Source organism: Pseudomonas sp. R151218B TE3479 (assembly GCF_053629195.1).
Window position 1 is genome coordinate 3,228,571 of the sequence record NZ_JBRJHV010000001.1, and the last position, 17,436, is coordinate 3,246,006.

Sequence of the window (17,436 nt, forward strand, 5' to 3'; positions counted from 1 at the left end):
CCTTCCTCTATCAAGCAACGGAGATGGAGTGAAACCGGGTGATGGAAAACGCATCCAGCGGCGTGGTCGAAGCCCCGCTGCAGATGATCTCGGCGAGCGCCTGGCCCACCGCCGGGCCGATCTGGAAGCCCGCGCCGGCAAAGCCGAACGCGTGCAATAGACCGGGCTGGGTGCTGCTGTGGCCGATCACCGGTTGGCGATCGGGCAGGTAACCTTCGGTGCCGCTCCAGGTACGAATCGCCTGGGCGCCTTCCAAAAACGGGTAGAGCTCGACGGCCTGGCGCAGGATTTCCAGCACGGCGTTCTGGCCGGGCCGGGCGCGAGCGGCATCCAGGGCAAAGCCTTGGCCGCCTCCCAGCACGCAATTGCCGCGCGAGACCTGGCGGGCATAAATACCGCCACCCTCGACGCCGGTGCTGGCATCCATGATCAGGGGCAAGGGTTCGGTGACCAGCATCGCTGGGTGCCCGGCGTGCATCGGCACCGCTTCGCCGAATTGCGCGGCGAACTGGCTGGCCCAGGCTCCGGCGCAGTTCAGCAGCCAGGGCGCGTGGAACGTCAGGCCCGTTGCGGTCTGTACGACAAAGCGCTGGCCGTCGTGCACCGCGCTGCTGACGGTGCATTGTTCATGGACTTGCGCACCCTGCCGGCGAGCGGCCTGGGCAAAGGCTGGGGATACCAGGCGCGGATTGGCATGGCCGTCATCCGGGCACAGCGACGCCCCGACCGCGACGGCGCCGACCCACGGAAAACGCGCGCGCAGGGCGGTGCGATCGAGCAGTTGCAGATCCAGGCCGAAGCCTTGGCTGGCGACGGCGTAGTCGTGCAGCGCTTGCAGGTCTTCAGCGCTGCGGGCCAGCTTCAGATGACCGCTGCGCTGATACTCGCCGTCGATGCCGATCAACTGGGGCAACTGGCGCCAGATGTCATGGGCCCGTTGCGACAGGGGCAGTTGCGACAGGGGGCGGCCCTGGCGGCGCACACCACCGTAGTTCACGCCGCTGGAGTGCGAGCCGCAGAAGTCGCGCTCCAGCAACGCCACCCGGCGTCCGGCCTGGCTCAGGAACAACGCGGCCGAGGCGCCGACGATACCGCCACCAATGATCACTGCATCCACTTCGATCATGGCTCGACCTCCAGGCCGAACGGCACGGGCTTGATCGGTGCCTGGGCCCGCAAACGGCCGATGCTGGCGACGGTGCGGCCACTTTCGCAAGCAATGATTTCCGCGGCAGCGGCGCCGCACATCCGTCCCTGGCAGCGGCCCATGCCGACCCGGCAATGGGCCTTGACCCGGTTGATCTCCCAATGGCCTTCGCCCACCACCCGGCGGATATCGCCGGCGCTGACTTCTTCGCAGCGGCAGATCATCAGATGATCGGCAGCGTCGGCGGCCCAGTATTCAGGAAAGGCAAAGGCGCGCTCCAGGCCTTCCCGGAATCGGCCGATGCGCTCAAGGGCTTCTTCCAGTTGCGTGCAACGCTGCGGGTCGGTCGAGTAGCCGAGGTCTTCGAGCAAGGCCAGGGCCGCCCGTTCACCGGCCATTTCCGCCGCGTCGGCACCCATGATTCCGGCACCGTCACCGGCCAGGTAAACCCCCGGTACGCTGCTGCGTCCGGCGCGGTCCCGTTGGGGCAGCCAGGTGCGGTTGAGGGCATTCCAGGCAAACTCGCAGCCCAACAGGTCGGCCAGCTGGGTTTCGCTGCGCAAGCCATGGGCGAAGGCCACTGCGTCACAGTCGAGGGTGTGCTCGCCGCTTGCGTTGCGCCATCGCAGCGACTGCACTCGCCGTTGTCCGTCGAGACGCGTCAGGCTTGCGCCTTGATGCACGGCGATGCCGCGGGCGGCCAGCCAGGCGCGGTAGTAGAGGCCCTTGGCGAGGGTGGCCGGTTGTGCCAGCAGGCCGGGCAGGGCACGGACTTGGGCGCTGAAGGGCGAACTGTCGAGGACGGCGACCACATTGGCGCCGGCCCGGGCGTATTGATAGGCCACCAGATACAACAAGGGACCGCTGCCAGCGAACACCACCCGTTCGCCGATGGCGCAGCCCTGGAACTTCAGGGCAATCTGCGCCGCGCCCAGGCTGTAGACCCCGGGCAGGGTCCATCCCGGCACGGGCAGGATCCGGTCGGTGGCGCCGGTTGCGACGATCACGCTGGCGTACTCGAGGCGGTCGACGCGGCCTTCATGCAGGGTATCGAGCAAGCCGGCCTCGGCGTTCCACACCAGGGTGTCGGGGCGGTAATCGAGTTGTTTGCGCAATGCGTCGAGCGTCTGGTGGATGGCGTTGGCCTTGTGTGCTTCGAAGCCATAGAGCTTGCCAGGCGAGCGCTTGAAATTGGCCGGTTGGCGCCGATAGATCTGGCCGCCACCGCGAGCGGCTTCGTCCAGCAGGACCGGGTACAGGCCATAGGTGACCAGGGTCTGCGCGGCGCGGATACCGGCCGGGCCGGCGCCGATGATGGCTATCGGTTTCATCGCCACCTCACGAGCAGGGCCGGGGGATTTTTGGGGTTGTCGAAGCCGCCATCACGAGCAAGCTCGCTCCCACAATAGATCGGTTGTGGCGTCTGGTTTTGTGCACGCCACGGTCCCCCCGTGGGAGCGGGCTTGCTCGCGATGACGGCGGCACATCCAACGACGGTTTCGGTAGATAGACCGCTTTCGCGAGCAAGCCCGCTCCCACATTTGATTTGGGGTGATGCTTTATCTTGTGCACGCCGCAAATCCCCTGTGGGAGCGAGCTTGCTCGCGATGAGGCTCGGCCTGTCGACAATGTTCATACCTGGCGCCCCGGTTCGCGGCTGACGTGTTGCCCGGCTTCCAGCAGGGTCGAGCAGGCGCGCACGCGGCGGCCATCGCCCAGGCGCACCCAGCAGTCTTGGCAGGCACCCATCAGGCAGAAGCCAGCCCTGGGCTCGGCGCTGAAATCACTGCCGCGCAGGTGTTCGCTGCAGGTCAGCACGGCGGTCAGCAGCGTGTCCCCCTGCAGGCCGGTAGCGGGCTGGCCGTCGAGGGTGAAGTCCAGGGCCGGGCGGTCGCCTTCGGCCAGTCGTTTCAGCAGTGCCATGACACCCTCATTGTTTGCCTACCAGGACCCGATCCAGGCCATAGACCCGGTCGAGTAGAATCATGGTCAGCGCGGTGAGCCCGATGACCAGCGCCGACACCGCCGCCATCATCGGGTCGATGGATTCGGTGGCGTACACGTACATGCGCACCGGCAGGGTTTGCGTGGCCGGCGAGGTGACGAAGATCGACAGCGTGACTTCATCGAAACTGTTGATGAACGCCAGCAGCCAGCCCCCGGCAACCCCTGGCAGGATCATTGGCAAGGTGATTTGCCGGAACAGCGTGAAGCGCCCGGCCCCCAACGATTGCGCGGCCTGTTCGGCGCTGCGGTCCAGGCCGATGGCCGAGGCCAGCACCAGGCGCAGCACATACGGCGTGATCACCAGCACATGGGCGAAGATCAGCCAGGCGAAGCTGCCGTTCACGCCCATCAGCGCAAACAGGCGCAGCAAGGCGACCCCCAGCACCAGGTGCGGAATGATGATCGGTGACAGGAACAAGCCGTTGAAGAAATCCCGGCCCGGGAACTCCAGCCGGGTGATCGCCAGGGCCGCCGGCACCGCAATCAGCGTCGCCAGGGAGGCCGCGCAGAACGCCAGGACCAGGCTGTTGTAGAACGCGTCGACAAAATCCGCGCGTTCGAACACCGCGCGAAACCAGCGCAGGGAAAACTCGGTGGTCGGCAGGCTCAGGGTGTTTTCCGGGGTGAAAGCGACGAGGCAGACCACCACCAGCGGCGCGAGCATGAAGACCACCACCAAGGCGTGGAATAGCAGCGCGAAAGGACCGTTTCTGGACATGACGAATTATCCCAATGACTTCTTGTAGCGGCCTTCGATCATCCGGTTCCACGACAGCATGATCAGCAGGTTGAGTAGCAGCAGCGCGACGGCAATGGCCGCGCCCATCGGCCAGTTCAGCTCCGAGAGGTACTGGTCGTAGATCAACGTGGCGACCATCTTCAGGCGCCGTCCGCCGAGCAGGCCGGGGATCGCGAAGGAGCTGGCGGCGAGGCCGAACACAATGAGGGTGCCGGACAGCACGCCGGGCATGATTTGCGGCAACACGACTTTGCGGATCACTGTGAACTGGCTCGCCCCCAGGGACAGCGCGGCCTGTTCGGCGGCCGGGTCGAGTTTCTGCAACGAGGTCCAGACCGGAATGATCATGAACGGCAACATCACATGGACCAGGGCGATGACCACGGCGAACGGTGTATAGAGCAGCTTCACCGGCGCACCGCCGAAGGCTTGCAGGGCCTGGTTGATCAGGCCGTCGGCGCCGAGCAACAGGCTCCAGCCGAAGGCTCGCACTACCACCGAAATCAGTAGCGGCGTGAGAATCAGAATCAGGAAAATCGAGCGCCACGGCGCGCCCATGCGGCTGAGGATGTACGCCTCGGGCACGCCGATCAGCACGCACAAAACAGTGGTCAGGGCGCTGATCCAGAATGTGCGCAGAAAGATCTCGTAGAAGTACGGGTCACCCAGCAGGCTGGTGTAGTGCTCGAGGGTGTAGGCGTCGCCGTCGATGCCCGAACTGTAGTCGAAGACGTTGAACGACAGGACCACGGTCAAGCCCAAGGGAATCACCAGCAAGCCGAGGTACAAGGCCAGGGCCGGCGCGGACATCAGATAGCCTTGCCGACCGCGGCGCATCGCATCGATCAGTTTCATGCCGGCACCTCGTCCACGCTCAGCACCCGCAGCAGTGCCGGATCCCAGTCCAGGCCCACCGCCGTGCCTTCGACCAAGGGCGCCGAGCCGTCGTTGCGGCGTACCACGCAGAGTTCACCCAGGCAGGTGGACACGCCGTACAGCCATTGGCTGCCCAGGAAAAAACGGCTGACAAGGGTGCCTTGCAGTCGCCCTGAACCGGCCTCGCACACGTCGATTTTTTCCGGGCGCAGGCTCAGGGTCAGCTCGCCATCGGCCTGGCTGCAGACTTGAACGACGCCCGCACTGTCCCGAACGCCGGGCAACAGGTTGGCTTTGCCGACGAAGCTTGAAATGAATTCGGTGCGCGGGTGCTCGTAGAGGGTGTATGGCGCGTCGATCTGGGTGATGCGCCCGGCCTGCATCACCACGACCCGGTCACTGATCGACAGGGCTTCGGATTGGTCGTGGGTCACCATCAATGTGGTGATTCCGACTTCGCGCTGGATGCGGCGAATTTCGTATTGCATCTCTTCGCGCAAGTTGGCATCGAGGTTGGACAGCGGCTCGTCGAGCAACAGCACCGGCGGTTCGATCACCAAAGCCCGGGCCAATGCCACGCGTTGGCGCTGACCGCCGGAGAGTTCTCGCGGGTAGCGGTCGGCGTGGCGGTCCAGGCGGACCAGTTTCAACACCCGGTCCACCCGTTGTTGTAGTTCGGTGCTGGCTACTTTGCGCATGCGCAGTCCGAAAGCGACGTTGTCCTTGACGGTCATATGGGGGAACAGCGCGTAGCTCTGGAACACCACCCCCAGACCACGGCTGGCGGGCTTGGCGTGGGTAATGTCGCGACCGTCCAGCAGGATGCGCCCGCTGCTGACTTCGACGAAGCCGGCAATCATTTGCAGGGTCGTGGTCTTGCCGCAGCCGGAGGGCCCCAGTAGCGAGACAAACTCGCCTTTTTCCACCGACAGGTTGGTGGCGACCACGGCGTCGATGTCGCCGTAGCGTTTGCCAAGTCCTTCAAGTTGCACAAAAGCCATCGCTGCGCTCCACCTGGGATTGTTATGCGTCGCCGCAAGGGCGCGCTTTTTTATATGGGCAGATACGAAAGGGTGCTGCTGGGGTGCGTTGGCGCTCGACCTCGAGTCGGCTGCCGCTGTTGTTCGAATCGCCCCTGTCTGGACGAAGAGTAGGACGAAGAATAGGATGGGCTCAATGGACTATTTCACTGAGATGAAGACTATTTTCAGTTTTATTCAGTGGTTAAATTTAATAATGAGAAATAGCATGATTGATTCCACTGAGCGGAATAACGAGCGAGGCGAAGTCGGTGTCGGAGCGGTCTCCAGGCTGTTTGCCGTGTTGCGCAGCTTGGGTGACACCGCCGAAGGCGGCGAGCGAGTGACGCAATTGGCCCAACGCATCGGCCTGTCCCAGCCCACCACGCATCGCTTGCTGCGCAGCCTGATGGACGAGGGCATGGTCGAGCAGGATGCCCGCAGCAAACGTTATCGCTTGAGCCTGGAGTTCTTCGCCCTGGCGGCCCGCGCCGGCAATACCGGCAACCTGCGCGACCTGATGCGCCCGGCCATGCTGCGGTTGTCAGCGTCGTTGGGGGACTCGCTGTTTTTGCTCGCCCGCAGTGGTTTCGATGCCATCTGCCTGGACCGCAGCGAGGGGCCGTTTCCGATCCGCACGTTCACCGGTGACATTGGTGGCCGCGTGGCGTTGGGCGTGGGGCAGGGCAGCCTGGCGATCCTGGCCTTCCTGCCGGAAGAGGAGCGCGACACGGTGATTCAATACAACCTGCCACGGCTCAAGGATTTCCATCTGTACGACGAAGTCTTCCTGCGTTCGGAAGTGGAGAACGTGCGCGCGCTGGGCTACGCCGGGCGCAACACCGGTGTATTGCAAGGCATGGCCGGGGTGGCCGTGCCGATCCTAGACCGTGATGGCCGGGCCGTGGCCGCCTTGAGCGTGGCAACCGTGAGCGACCGGTTGGGGCCCGATCGCCTGCCGACGGTGGTGGACATGCTCAAGCGGGAGGCGGCCCTGATCGGGCCGCGGATCAACCCGTTCGACCCGTTGCTGCGCAGGCCTTCGCAGGTGTTTGGGCAGGGGTGAATACTGCCTCAAGACCACCGCTGATCCCCTTGTGGGAGCGAGCTTGCTCGCGATGGCGGTCGTTCAATTAGCAATGATGTTGACTGACACACTGCTATCGCGAGCAAGCTCGCTCCCACAGGGATCTGCGCGGATCAGAAGTCCAATGTCTGCTTAAGTCTTTGCATCGTCGGCGTGTCACTGGGTATGACCATCGCATAGTTGTAGCCCGGCCCAGACCAGTACTCGGCTTCCAGCTCGCCATCGCGGCGACTGCCCCGGGGCAGCAGGAAGTTTTTCGGGCCGGGTGGGCGCACGTAGAAGCTGATTTTCTGACCGCCCGGGTCCTGATAGACCACCATCGCCGCCGCGCCTTGCTCGGTGCTGAGCAATCGCCCGCTGACCGGTTTGAAGCCGGCGCTGGACAGGTTGGGCAGCCGGTCGGCCTGGGTGAAGTAGCGGTCGAGCCAATCTTGCATGTGCTGCTCGTCGCCGCTCTGGTAATCGGCTGGAAGGATGCCCTGCTGGGCAATCAACCGGTATGCCTGGAGGGCATCGGCCATGGGCGCAACGGCGCTGAGCAGGGTCATTTGCCGCGCCTGCCAGCCACCGAAGCCTCCCACGCTGACCGCCAGCAGCAACACCGCGGCACTGGCCAGGTGGCGATGGGCGCGATGTTTCAGGCGTTGGCGAATCATGGCCGGGTCGAGGTCCGGGTTGGGCGGTTGTTGCAAGGCTCCGCTCAGGGCCGTGCGCAGATGCTGTGCGTCCTGTTGCCAGGCCCGGATGCGGGCGGCGACTTCGGGCTGGTTGGCCAGGTAGGTCTCGACCAGGCGCTGGTCGGCCTCGCTCAGTTGACGATCCACGTAGGCGTGCAGGTCGCTATCGCTGGGGGGCATGCTGATCATTTGAGTATCCGCAGGGTGGGGCGGGTGATTTCGCCGTCGCTGAGTTGGCGCAGGGCCTGGCGGGCGCGGGACAGGCGGGACATCACCGTGCCGGTCGGTACGCCGAGGATGTCGGCGATTTGCTGGTAACTCAAGCCTTCCACCGACACCCATAACAACAGCGCACGCTGTTCTGTGGTGAGTTGATCGAAGGCCTGCAAAGACGACTGTGCGATCACGCTGCGCTCGGCCGAAGGGTGGGCATCGTCGCGGCCGGTGAAAAACTCCAGCATGCGCGCGTACCGGCGGGAGCGGCGATGGCCGTCGAGAAACTGCCGATACAGGATCGAAAACAGCCAGGCTCGCAGATCACTGTCCGGGCGCTTGTCGTGCCATTTGGACAACGCCCGTTCCAGGCACATCTGCACCAAGTCGTCGGCGTTGCTTGGGTTGCGCGTCAGCGATACGGCAAAACGCCGTAGTCTGGGGATGAGTTCGCGCAACTGTTCGTCGAGTGCATTCATGGAAGGTGGCTTCTGTAGGCAATCACTGCGCCGGGACTGGAAAGACGATCCGCGAACGAGATTATTCCAGAGCAGCAAAAATAAATACGGAGCGTGGGAATAAACCTGCCAGGCCTTCGTCTGACAGGTCCTTTCCAACAAATGGCCTCGAGCCCTGGAGCTTTCTTATGGTTGATCCTTCACCCTCGACGGGCCGGCCGCCCTTGAGTGCCGCCGCCCTGACACTGCGCCTGAGTGGCATTGCCGTGATTGTTGCCGCGCTGGCCGGGCTGTTTGCCTACGTCAATGGCAGCCTTGACCCACAGCGCCTGACACCGGAAGCGTTGGTCAACGTCTTGGAAAAAAATAACGGCGTTCACCCGGGCTTTCGACGCAACCACTCGAAAGGGGTCTGCGTCGCGGGTTATTTCCAAAGCTCGGGCGAGGCCAGCGCCTATTCCAGCGCCCAGGTGTTCTCGCTGCCGCAAACGCCCGTGGTTGGGCGTTTCGCCTTGCCCAGCGGCAACCCTTATGCACCGGACGGCAGTGTGCCGATTCGCAGCCTGGCGCTGCGTTTTACCCAGGCCAACGGCCAGCAATGGCGCACCGGCATGAACAGCATGCCCGTATTTCCGGTGGGCACCCCCGAAGCCTTCTACCAACTCCAGCAAGCCCAGTCGCCGGACCCTGCCACAGGGAAACCGAATCCCGCGGCCGTACCGGCGTTTTTTGCCGCGCATCCCGAGGCCGTGCCGTTCCTGCAATGGATCAAGACCGCCAAACCGTCGGCCAGCTACGCCACGGAAACCTACAACGGCATCAACGCCTTCTATCTGGTCAACCCCGCCGGGCAGCGCCAGGCCGTGCGCTGGAGCGTGGTACCGCTGAGCCAGGACGCTGCCGATGCGACGCCACCCCAGGGCGCCGACTTCCTTGAGCAAGACCTGGCGAAGCGTCTCGCCGCCGGGCCGTTGCGCTGGCAACTGAACATCACCTTGGCCAACCCGGGGGACCCGGTGAACGACGCCAGCAAGGCCTGGCCCGCTGACCGCAAGGTGCTCAACGCCGGCACGCTGGTGCTGGAGCGCACTCAGGCGCAGGACAACGGCGAATGCCGCGACATCAACTATGACCCGTTGATCCTGCCCCAAGGGATCGAAGGGTCTGACGATCCGTTGTTGGTCGCACGTTCCGCTGCTTATGCCAGTTCCTATCTGCGTCGTACCAGCGAAGTGAGCCAATTGCCCGCCACCCAGGAGTCCCGCCCATGAGCGCCCCTCGTCACTTCGCACCGCTGGCTCGGCTGCTGCACTGGCTGATGGCATTGATGATCATCGCCATGCTGTTTATCGGCGCCGGCATGGTCGCTTCGGTGTCCGCACGCCATGAATGGCTGCTGCAGTTGCACAAACCATTGGGCATCGCGATTTTGCTGTTGGTGATCGTGCGCCTGGTGGTGCGTTTTACTACCCGCCAACCGCCGCTTCCGGCCGATCTGCCGGGCTGGCAGGTACTGGCGGCAAACGCCTCCCATGTGCTGTTGTACGCCTTGATGCTGGTTTTGCCATTGTTGGGTTGGGGCATGATTTCGGCGGCGGGGGATCCAGTGATGCTCGGTAACTGGCTGCAACTGCCTTCGATCCTGCCCGCCCACGCTCAGACGTTCGCACTGCTGCGCAAGGCCCACGGGTACCTGGCTTACTTGTTGTTCCTGACTGTGCTGGTGCATCTGGCGGCGGCGCTGTTTCACGCGTGGGTGCGCCGGGACGAGGTGTTGGGCAGTATGTTGCGCGGCAAGGGCTGAAGTTGGTGCACGACTCAAAATACTGTGGGAGCGAGCTTGCTTGCGATGACGGCAGCACAGCCAACATCTCTGCAAGCTGATTCGCCGCTATCGCGAGCGAGCTCGCTCCCACAGGGATTCAGGGGACTTAGATAATGGTGGGAGCAAAGCTTGCTCCCACCCAGCGTGTCCACTTTGGATAGGGTTGATCAGGTCGTTGGATCAGCGCAATTCATCAACCATGGCCTCGATGGTGCTCAACACATCCTTGCCCAGCTGCATCGAGCGTTTGCCAGACCAGCCGGTGATCGGGTTCGGGTGATCGTCATGGTCCTTGAATGGCATTTCCAGGGTCAGGGACAGGCAGTCATATTTCTGCCCGACCGCGTTACAGGCCAGGGTCATGTTGGCCTGGCCCGGTTCGTCGCGGGTGTAGCCGTGAGCGGTCTGGAAGTCTTTGGTCTGGTGCTTGAGATGGTTGCGAAAGCGCTCTTCGAGTTCGGCGATGCGCGGCGTGTAGCCCGGGTTGCCTTCGCAACCGGCGGTGAAGACATGGGGAATTTCCTCATCGCCGTGAGCGTCGAGGAACAGATCGACGCCGTACTTTTCCATTTGCTGCTGTACGAAAAAGACTTCGGGGCTGATTTCCGGACTGGCGTTCTGCCAGGCACGGTTGAGGTCCTGGCCCATGGCGTTGGTCCGCAGATGACCGTGGAACGCGCCGTCCGGGTTCATGTTCGGCACCAGGTACAGGTCGGCCTTGGCGAGCAACCGGTTCAGTTGCCCATCGTCATGCTGCTGGAGGCGTTCGATCACGCCTTCCATGAACCACTCGGCCATGTGCTCGCCGGGGTGCTGCTGGGCGATGATCCAGATTTTGCGCCGGCCTTCGGCACCGTTGCCCTTGCGCAGCAGTTGAATGTCACGGCCTTCCACACTTTTACCAACGGCCAATAGCTCAGTGCCGGCCTTGCGCTGCGCTTGTTCGATCAGCCAGTCATGACGGCCACGGCTGTAGGGTTCGAAGTAGGCGAACCAGGCGTGGGGTTGTTCGGCTTCCAGATGAAAGCGCAGGGCGTCGCCTTCAAACTGGGTCGGAATGCGGAACCAATTGACGTGATCGTAGGAGGCGACGGTCTGGTAGCCCGACCAGGCCTTGTTGTAAGACGATTGACTGGCGTTGAGCAGGCGGAACGAATGCTCCTGGCCGACGTGCAAACCGCTGGCCTTGAAGTGAAACCACTGGAAATGGGCGCTGCGGGTGTCGGGCCTGATCTTGAGCAATGACTGCAACGGGTTGCTGATGTCGACGACCTCGATGTTGCCGCTGTCGAAATTGGCGCTGATATCAAAGGAAGATTTAGCCACGGTCACGATTCCAGGAAAGGATTTTCATGGCCGTTACTTTACACGCAAGAAACACGCAAGAAAGGGGAAACCGGGACGATTTACGTCACGTAAACGAGGGGACGTCCTCCCTGGACGCCGAGTCAGCTTAGAGAGTCTGCAATTGATTCTCAAGTGCTGGTTGTCGATAGTTTTCGCCCGTGTGGCGGGGGGACGCTTGTAAACGGATATTCATTTGCTATCATCGCCGCCAACGAATTGGCAGCACCCCAAAAGACTTCATTAGCCTGAAGACATAAGCCTAAAAATCGGCAAAAAAAAGACCCGGCAAAAAGCCGGGTCAAAAACCGTGATTAGCCTGATGAGGAGATATTCCAGAAGTCCGACCTAAGGTCTTCTGGTCTATCGACTGATCTCGCGACCAGCTGATGCAATAATAATCATTATCATTTGCAAGTCAAATGGTTTTATTGCATCGATTGGAAAAAATTTTCTCGTCGTCCGCGTTCGCCACGACATTCCCAAGGGTTACCGCTAGCGAGTAGGGTAGCCATCTAAGGATGGGTCAAGCATCACCTTGACCAGATCGATCATATGCACCACCGAGAATGCCAGGTCACGGCTCGAACCTTCTAACTGGTTGGCCGACTCATGGGCGGTCGCCGCTGCACAGCGCAGCAGGTCGCAGGCATGGACCAGGGCTTCTTCCGCGCTGACGCTGTGGCTGACCTCGAAAAAGCGATGTTCTGTCTGGGCTGGCGAAACACCTGGTTTCAAGTAGTAATCGAGGGCGCGTTTGGCCGCCGGACAATCCTGCAGTGATGGGAACGTGCCGTCGAAAGGGCTGCTGGGCTGGTCTGTATTGGGTGTGTCCATGATGATGAAAATCTCCGTGTGAGGGGCTGAACGCCTGGATCCAGAATAGTACTTACCGTAATTGTGACGACAATTTAAATACTACAATTTGTGTTTTGCGGGTCGGAGTCACCCACGTATCGTGCCGCACATGGATAAATGGATAGAGTTGGTCAAGGCCAAGATGAAGGAGCTGCGCATCACGCAAGTGGTGCTCGCAGAGCGGTTGGGAATGTCCCAGGGCGGCGTCGGCCATTGGTTGACCAAGCGCCGGCAGCCCAGTGTCGACGACATGAACCGGGTCCTGCGGGAGCTGGGGCTGGAGTTTTTGGAAGTGGCCATGGTGATCCGCGAGCCGGACACCTCCACCGAAGAAGGCATGGCCCTGGCGCAGAAGTACAACCCGTACTTCCGTTACCCGGTCAGTGAGTGGCACCAGGTTGGCGCGGTTCGCGAAGGCGATCCCGGCGCCTACGGCCAGGCGCGCTACGAACTGACGGACTACCATGCCCTGGGCGACGCATTCTGGCTGGTGGTGGTGGGCGATGCGATGACCGCACCCAGTGGGTTGAGCATTCCCGAGGGCATGTCGATCCTGGTGGATCCGGCCATCGAGGCGGTGCCCGGCAAACTGGTGGTCGCCTGCCTGCCCGGTAGCAGTGACGCGACCTTTCGCAAATTGATCGAAGAGAGCGGGCAACGTTACCTGGTTCCGCTCAATCCGACTTACCCGAAAAACCTGTACACCGAACAATGCCGCATCATCGGTGTGGTGGTGCAGGCCACCATCAGGTTCTGACTGGATCGGCCCTGGGGGCGGGCCGATGCCTATTCTTCGAACGCCACCAGGGCACTGCCCTCGCTGACCATTTCGCCTTCCTGGCAATACAGCGCCTTGACCACACCGGCCTTGGGCGCACGAATGCTGTGCTCCATTTTCATGGCCTCCAGTACCACCAGTTGAGCTCCGGCTTCCACTGTCTGGCCGACACTCACCAAGACTCTCACGATGCTGCCGTTCATGGGCGCAGCCAGGCCGCCTTGATGGCTGTGGCTGGCTTCGGCGGCGGCCAGCGGGTCGTGCAGATCGATCCGGTGCAAGTCCCCTTCCCATTGCAGGTACAGGCTGTTGCCCTGGCGAATGGCCCGATGGCTGCGGCGCACACCGTGGTGTTCGATCGTCAGTCGCTCACCCTTGAGTTCCGCGCCATGGCCTGTGACGTCCAGCGTCAGCGCACGATCCTGACCATTACAGCTCAGGTGCAAGGTGGTTTCCCTCGGCAACCCCAGGCGCATCCCGGTGGTGCTGGCCCACGGTGAGCTGGCGTCATCGCCGCGTACATGCGGTGCCAGGCTCAAGGCGACCCCCTGGGCGGCGGCGAACCAGAATGCGTCATCCAATTCGCCGGGCTCTGGCAGTAATTGCGCCTGGTAACGTGGGATAAATCCGGTGTCCAGCTCTGCCGCCGCGAAGGCGGGATGGGCGACGATTCGGCGCAGAAACCCGATATTGGTTTTCAGCCCGCCAATGACAAATTCATCGAGCATGCTCAACAACCGCAAACGCGCCTGCTCACGGTCTTCACCCCAGGCAATCAGCTTGCCGAGCATCGGGTCGTAGAACGGCGAGATTTCATCGCCTTCTTCAACCCCGCTGTCGATCCGCCGACCCGGCCCCTCGGCCGCCTCGCGATACAATGACAGGCGCCCGGTGGCCGGCAGGAAATCGTTGCCCGGGTCTTCGGCATACAGCCGCACTTCGATGGCGTGACCGAGCAGCGGCACTTGCGCTTGAGTGATGGGCAATGGCTCGCCTTGGGCGACGCGGATCTGCCAGGCCACCAGGTCCAGCCCGGTGATCGCCTCGGTGACCGGATGCTCGACCTGCAATCGAGTGTTCATTTCCATGAAGAAAAACTCGCCCCGGGCATCCAGCAGGAACTCTACCGTACCGGCCCCGACATAACCGATCGCTTGGGCCGCGCGTACGGCGGCTTCCCCCATCGCCCGGCGAAGTTGCGGGGTCAGCCCGGGGGCGGGGGCTTCTTCCACGACTTTCTGGTGGCGGCGTTGGATCGAGCAATCGCGCTCGTTGAGGTACAGGCAGTTGCCGTGTTGATCGGCAAATACCTGGATCTCCACATGGCGCGGCTTGAGCAGGTATTTTTCCACCAGCATCCGTGAATCGCCGAACGAGGACTGTGCTTCGCGCTGGGCCGAGGCCAGGGCTTCGGCCAGTTGGCTCACGTCCTCGACGACTTTCATGCCCTTGCCGCCACCGCCGGCAGTGGCTTTGAGCAATACCGGGTAGCCAATGCGCTCGGCGGCGTCGCGAAAGGTCTCCAGGTCCTGGGCTTCGCCATGATAACCGGGCACCAGGGGCACGCCGGCGGTTTCCATCAGCGTCTTGGCCGCCGATTTGCTGCCCATGGCGTCGATGGCCGAAGCCGGTGGGCCGACGAAGATCAGCCCGGCATTTTCAATCGCCCGGGCGAACCCGGCGTTCTCGGACAGAAAACCATAACCGGGGTGGATGGCTTGGGCGCCGCTGGCTTTCGCTGCGGCGATCAGTTTGTCGATTTGCAGGTAACTGTCGGCGGCCTTGCTGCCGCCCAGATCGACGCGAATGTCGGCTTCACGACTGTGGCGGGCATCACGGTCGGTGGCGCTGTGTACCGCAACGGTGGTCAGGCCCATGGCCTTGGCGGTGCGCATTACGCGGCAGGCGATTTCGCCACGGTTGGCCACCAGCAACGTGGTGAGGGCAGGGGCGCTCATCGACGCGGCTCCTTGTTATTGTTCGACTCGGCTTGCCAGTTCGGCGCACGTTTTTGCAGGAAGGCGCGCAGGCCTTCCTGGCCCTCCGGACTGACGCGGATGCGGGCGATGGCGTTTTCGGTGTAGCGTCGCAGCGCCGGGGTAAGGGCGCCGTTGCCGACTTCACGCAGCAGTTCCTTGCTCGCGCGCATGGCGGCCGGACTGTTGAGCAACAGGTTGTCGATCCACTGTTCGACCTGCTGGTCCAGGGTCTCGACCGGATAACTTTCCGACAGCAAACCGATCTCTTTCGCACGTTGCCCATCGAAGCGTTCAGCCGTCAGGGCATAACGACGCGCCGCCCGCTCGCCGATGGCTTGCACCACGAACGGGCTGATCACCGCCGGTGCCAGGCCAATGCGCACTTCCGACAGGCAGAACTGTGCTTCATCGGCGCCTATGGCCATGTCGCAAGCACTGATAAGCCCCAGCGCGCCACCAAACGCGGCACCCTGGACGACGGCCAGCGTAGGAATTTTCAGTTTGGCGAGGTTGTACATCAGCTCTGCCAGTTCCCGGGCGTCATCGAGGTTGGTGTGGTAGTCGAGCTCGGCCGATTGCTGCATCCAGGCCAGGTCGGCACCGGCGCTGAAATGCTTGCCGCGACCGCGGATCAGCAGGAAGCGCAGGTTTGGATCGCTGCTGACGTGGTCCAGGGCGAGGATCAGTTCGCGGATCATTTCGGCGTTGAACGCGTTGTTTTTCGACTCGCGGCTGAGCCACAGGGTGGCAACGCCCCGTGGGTCGCTGTGCAGTTCGAGGGTGTTGAAATTATCCATGGGCATTCCTCGTTTACATCCGGAACACGCCGAAGCGGCTCGGTTCGATAGGCGCGTTCAGTGACGCGGACAAGGCCAGGCCCAGTACATCGCGGGTCTGGGCCGGGTCGATGACGCCGTCGTCCCACAGTCGCGCGCTGGAATAGTAGGGGTGCCCCTGTTCTTCGTACTGATCAAGGATCGGTTGCTTGATCTCGGCTTCCTGCTCGGCGCTGAAGGGGTGGCCACTGCGTTCGGCCTGTTCACGCTTGACCTGCACCAGCACGCCGGCCGCCTGCTCGGCCCCCATTACGCCAATCCGCGCGTTTGGCCACATCCACAGGAATCGCGGGTCATAGGCGCGGCCGCACATGCCGTAGTTACCTGCGCCGAAACTGCCGCCGATGATCACGGTGAATTTCGGCACCTTGGCACAGGCCACCGCGGTCACCAGTTTTGCGCCATGTTTGGCGATGCCGCCGGCTTCGTATTTCTGCCCGACCATGAAACCGGTGATGTTCTGCAGGAACAGCAGCGGGATCCCTCGCTGACACGCCAGCTCGATGAAATGCGCGCCTTTCTGCGCGGCCTCGGCGAAGAGGATGCCATTGTTGGCCAGGATCGCGACCGGGTAGCCGTGCAGATGGGCGAAGCCGCACACCAATGTCGTCCCGAACAGCGCCTTGAACTCATCGAACACCGAACCGTCCACCAGGCGTGCGATCACCTCCCGCACATCGAACGGCTGCTTGGCATCGGCCGACACCACACCGTACAGCTCGTCACTCGAATAAAGCGGGGCGATGGGCTGGCGTTGCTGCAGCTCACCGAGTTTGCGCCAGTTGAGATTGGCAATGCTGCGGCGGGCGATGGCCAGGGCGTGTTCGTCGCTCTCGGCGTAGTGGTCGGCGACCCCGGAAATCTTGCAGTGCACATCGGCGCCACCCAGGTCCTCGGCACTGACCACCTCGCCGGTGGCGGCCTTCACCAGCGGTGGGCCGGCGAGGAATATCGTCGCCTGCTGGCGGACCATGATCGCCTCGTCCGCCATGGCCGGCACATAGGCACCGCCGGCGGTGCAGGAACCCATGACCACGGCGATCTGCGGGATGCCCTGGGCACTCATGTTGGCCTGGTTGAAGAAGATCCGGCCGAAGTGCTCGCGGTCCGGGAACACTTCATCCTGGCGCGGCAGGTTGGCGCCGCCGGAATCCACCAGGTAAATGCACGGCAGGCGATTCTGCTGGGCAATGGTCTGAGCGCGCAGGTGCTTTTTCACCGTCAGTGGATAGTAGGAGCCTCCTTTGACCGTCGCGTCGTTGGCGACAATCATGCATTCGACGCCTTCCACGCGGCCGATGCCGGCAATCACGCCAGCCGCCGGCACGTCTTCGCCATAGACTTCGTGGGCCGCCAATGGGCTGATTTCCAAAAACGGCGAGCCCGGATCCAGCAGCCGGTTGATACGTTCACGGGGGAGCAACTTGCCCCGAGAGGTGTGCCGCTCCTGGGCCTTGAGGCCGCCGCCCTGGCGGATTTGCGCGAGCAAGGCGCGCAGGGCCTCGACGTGCCCGAGCATCGCCTCGCGGTTGGCGATGAACTCCGGCGAACGTGGGTTGAGCTGAGTGTGCAGCGTGGCCATGGTCAGCTCCG

Annotated in this window: 17 protein-coding genes; 4 read left to right on the forward strand and 13 right to left on the reverse strand. The window is 62.8% G+C overall.

Features of this window, described 5'->3' with window-relative positions:
• Nucleotides 1-10: 10 nt before the first annotated feature.
• The 6 genes from AB7M32_RS14370 to AB7M32_RS14395 all read right to left on the reverse strand — a co-directional run bounded on the left by AB7M32_RS14370 (nucleotide 11) and on the right by AB7M32_RS14395 (nucleotide 5,770).
• Nucleotides 11-1,126 (reverse strand): NAD(P)/FAD-dependent oxidoreductase, encoded by a 1,116-nt coding sequence (locus AB7M32_RS14370; protein ID WP_454250277.1) that lies wholly within the window; start codon nucleotides 1,124-1,126, stop codon nucleotides 11-13.
• Nucleotides 1,123-2,478 (reverse strand): FAD-dependent oxidoreductase, encoded by a 1,356-nt coding sequence (locus AB7M32_RS14375; RefSeq protein WP_454250278.1) that lies wholly within the window; start codon nucleotides 2,476-2,478, stop codon nucleotides 1,123-1,125. Before AB7M32_RS14375 ends, AB7M32_RS14370 begins: the two co-directional genes overlap by 4 nt.
• A 301-nt stretch (nucleotides 2,479-2,779) precedes the next feature.
• Nucleotides 2,780-3,070: a (2Fe-2S)-binding protein gene (locus tag AB7M32_RS14380; RefSeq protein WP_454250279.1), complete on the reverse strand. Its 291-nt coding sequence runs from the start codon at nucleotides 3,068-3,070 to the stop codon at nucleotides 2,780-2,782.
• Nucleotides 3,071-3,077: 7 nt separating this feature from the next.
• Entirely contained in the window at nucleotides 3,078-3,872 is a 795-nt protein-coding gene (locus AB7M32_RS14385; protein WP_072405341.1) for an ABC transporter permease, read from the reverse strand.
• A 6-nt stretch (nucleotides 3,873-3,878) separates the two neighbouring features.
• The gene (locus AB7M32_RS14390; protein ID WP_454250280.1) at nucleotides 3,879-4,748 is read right to left on the reverse strand and encodes an ABC transporter permease; all 870 of its coding nucleotides are present in this window, start codon (nucleotides 4,746-4,748) and stop codon (nucleotides 3,879-3,881) included.
• Nucleotides 4,745-5,770, reverse strand: coding sequence for an ABC transporter ATP-binding protein (locus AB7M32_RS14395; RefSeq protein ID WP_454250281.1), 1,026 nt, complete (start codon nucleotides 5,768-5,770; stop codon nucleotides 4,745-4,747). The genes AB7M32_RS14390 and AB7M32_RS14395 overlap by 4 nt, the downstream gene beginning before the upstream one ends.
• A 247-nt stretch (nucleotides 5,771-6,017) precedes the next feature.
• On the opposite strand from AB7M32_RS14395, the gene AB7M32_RS14400 reads away from it, so the two are divergent.
• On the forward strand, nucleotides 6,018-6,854 hold the full coding sequence (locus tag AB7M32_RS14400) for an IclR family transcriptional regulator (protein WP_454250282.1): 837 nt from the start codon (nucleotides 6,018-6,020) through the stop codon (nucleotides 6,852-6,854).
• A gap of 134 nt (nucleotides 6,855-6,988) precedes the next feature.
• Here the strand turns inward: AB7M32_RS14400 and AB7M32_RS14405 are convergent, their stop codons facing one another.
• Together AB7M32_RS14405 and AB7M32_RS14410 are read right to left on the reverse strand one after the other, a co-directional pair.
• Nucleotides 6,989-7,741, reverse strand: coding sequence for an anti-sigma factor family protein (locus AB7M32_RS14405; protein ID WP_454250283.1), 753 nt, complete (start codon nucleotides 7,739-7,741; stop codon nucleotides 6,989-6,991).
• Nucleotides 7,738-8,244 (reverse strand): sigma-70 family RNA polymerase sigma factor, encoded by a 507-nt coding sequence (locus AB7M32_RS14410; protein WP_454250284.1) that lies wholly within the window; start codon nucleotides 8,242-8,244, stop codon nucleotides 7,738-7,740. The genes AB7M32_RS14405 and AB7M32_RS14410 overlap by 4 nt, the downstream gene beginning before the upstream one ends.
• Nucleotides 8,245-8,411: 167 nt before the next feature.
• Between AB7M32_RS14410 and AB7M32_RS14415 the strand changes: the two genes are divergently transcribed.
• Nucleotides 8,412-9,494, forward strand: coding sequence for a catalase family peroxidase (locus AB7M32_RS14415; protein ID WP_454250285.1), 1,083 nt, complete (start codon nucleotides 8,412-8,414; stop codon nucleotides 9,492-9,494).
• On the forward strand, nucleotides 9,491-10,027 hold the full coding sequence (locus tag AB7M32_RS14420) for a cytochrome b (RefSeq protein ID WP_454250286.1): 537 nt from the start codon (nucleotides 9,491-9,493) through the stop codon (nucleotides 10,025-10,027). Before AB7M32_RS14415 ends, AB7M32_RS14420 begins: the two co-directional genes overlap by 4 nt.
• A gap of 201 nt (nucleotides 10,028-10,228) precedes the next feature.
• Here the strand turns inward: AB7M32_RS14420 and AB7M32_RS14425 are convergent, their stop codons facing one another.
• Both AB7M32_RS14425 and AB7M32_RS14430 read right to left on the reverse strand, forming a co-directional pair.
• The gene (locus tag AB7M32_RS14425) at nucleotides 10,229-11,380 is read right to left on the reverse strand and encodes a M14 family metallopeptidase (RefSeq protein ID WP_454250287.1); all 1,152 of its coding nucleotides are present in this window, start codon (nucleotides 11,378-11,380) and stop codon (nucleotides 10,229-10,231) included.
• A 507-nt stretch (nucleotides 11,381-11,887) separates the two neighbouring features.
• Nucleotides 11,888-12,229, reverse strand: a complete 342-nt coding sequence (locus AB7M32_RS14430) for a DUF6124 family protein (RefSeq protein ID WP_454250288.1) — start codon at nucleotides 12,227-12,229, stop codon at nucleotides 11,888-11,890.
• Nucleotides 12,230-12,359: 130 nt separating this feature from the next.
• Between AB7M32_RS14430 and AB7M32_RS14435 the strand changes: the two genes are divergently transcribed.
• Nucleotides 12,360-13,007, forward strand: a complete 648-nt coding sequence (locus AB7M32_RS14435) for a LexA family protein (RefSeq protein WP_454250289.1) — start codon at nucleotides 12,360-12,362, stop codon at nucleotides 13,005-13,007.
• A gap of 29 nt (nucleotides 13,008-13,036) precedes the next feature.
• On the opposite strand, the gene AB7M32_RS14440 is transcribed toward AB7M32_RS14435, so the two are convergent.
• Genes AB7M32_RS14440 through AB7M32_RS14450 form a run of 3 tightly spaced genes read right to left on the reverse strand, consistent with a single transcriptional unit; the run spans nucleotide 13,037 to nucleotide 17,425 of the window.
• The gene (locus tag AB7M32_RS14440) at nucleotides 13,037-14,986 is read right to left on the reverse strand and encodes an acetyl/propionyl/methylcrotonyl-CoA carboxylase subunit alpha (RefSeq protein ID WP_454250290.1); all 1,950 of its coding nucleotides are present in this window, start codon (nucleotides 14,984-14,986) and stop codon (nucleotides 13,037-13,039) included.
• On the reverse strand, nucleotides 14,983-15,804 hold the full coding sequence (locus AB7M32_RS14445; RefSeq protein WP_060738298.1) for a gamma-carboxygeranoyl-CoA hydratase: 822 nt from the start codon (nucleotides 15,802-15,804) through the stop codon (nucleotides 14,983-14,985). The genes AB7M32_RS14440 and AB7M32_RS14445 overlap by 4 nt, the downstream gene beginning before the upstream one ends.
• 13 nt (nucleotides 15,805-15,817) lie before the next feature.
• Entirely contained in the window at nucleotides 15,818-17,425 is a 1,608-nt protein-coding gene (locus AB7M32_RS14450) for a carboxyl transferase domain-containing protein (protein WP_454250291.1), read from the reverse strand.
• Nucleotides 17,426-17,436 lie beyond the last annotated feature (11 nt).

Bases quoted from the DNA above. Each gene is read 5' to 3' on its own strand.
- AB7M32_RS14380 (WP_454250279.1), bottom strand. From the start codon at position 3,070: ATGGCACTGCTGAAACGACTGGCCGAAGGCGACCGCCCGGCCCTGGAC.
- AB7M32_RS14440 (WP_454250290.1), bottom strand. From the start codon at position 14,986: ATGAGCGCCCCTGCCCTCACCACGTTGCTGGTGGCCAACCGTGGCGAA.
- AB7M32_RS14445 (WP_060738298.1), bottom strand. From the start codon at position 15,804: ATGGATAATTTCAACACCCTCGAACTGCACAGCGACCCACGGGGCGTT.
- AB7M32_RS14430 (WP_454250288.1), bottom strand. From the start codon at position 12,229: ATGGACACACCCAATACAGACCAGCCCAGCAGCCCTTTCGACGGCACG.
- AB7M32_RS14420 (WP_454250286.1), top strand. From the start codon at position 9,491: ATGAGCGCCCCTCGTCACTTCGCACCGCTGGCTCGGCTGCTGCACTGG.
- AB7M32_RS14375 (WP_454250278.1), bottom strand. From the start codon at position 2,478: ATGAAACCGATAGCCATCATCGGCGCCGGCCCGGCCGGTATCCGCGCC.
- AB7M32_RS14415 (WP_454250285.1), top strand. From the start codon at position 8,412: ATGGTTGATCCTTCACCCTCGACGGGCCGGCCGCCCTTGAGTGCCGCC.
- AB7M32_RS14410 (WP_454250284.1), bottom strand. From the start codon at position 8,244: ATGAATGCACTCGACGAACAGTTGCGCGAACTCATCCCCAGACTACGG.
- AB7M32_RS14450 (WP_454250291.1), bottom strand. From the start codon at position 17,425: ATGGCCACGCTGCACACTCAGCTCAACCCACGTTCGCCGGAGTTCATC.
- AB7M32_RS14370 (WP_454250277.1), bottom strand. From the start codon at position 1,126: ATGATCGAAGTGGATGCAGTGATCATTGGTGGCGGTATCGTCGGCGCC.
- AB7M32_RS14390 (WP_454250280.1), bottom strand. From the start codon at position 4,748: ATGAAACTGATCGATGCGATGCGCCGCGGTCGGCAAGGCTATCTGATG.
- AB7M32_RS14435 (WP_454250289.1), top strand. From the start codon at position 12,360: ATGGATAAATGGATAGAGTTGGTCAAGGCCAAGATGAAGGAGCTGCGC.
- AB7M32_RS14385 (WP_072405341.1), bottom strand. From the start codon at position 3,872: ATGTCCAGAAACGGTCCTTTCGCGCTGCTATTCCACGCCTTGGTGGTG.
- AB7M32_RS14400 (WP_454250282.1), top strand. From the start codon at position 6,018: ATGATTGATTCCACTGAGCGGAATAACGAGCGAGGCGAAGTCGGTGTC.
- AB7M32_RS14405 (WP_454250283.1), bottom strand. From the start codon at position 7,741: ATGATCAGCATGCCCCCCAGCGATAGCGACCTGCACGCCTACGTGGAT.
- AB7M32_RS14395 (WP_454250281.1), bottom strand. From the start codon at position 5,770: ATGGCTTTTGTGCAACTTGAAGGACTTGGCAAACGCTACGGCGACATC.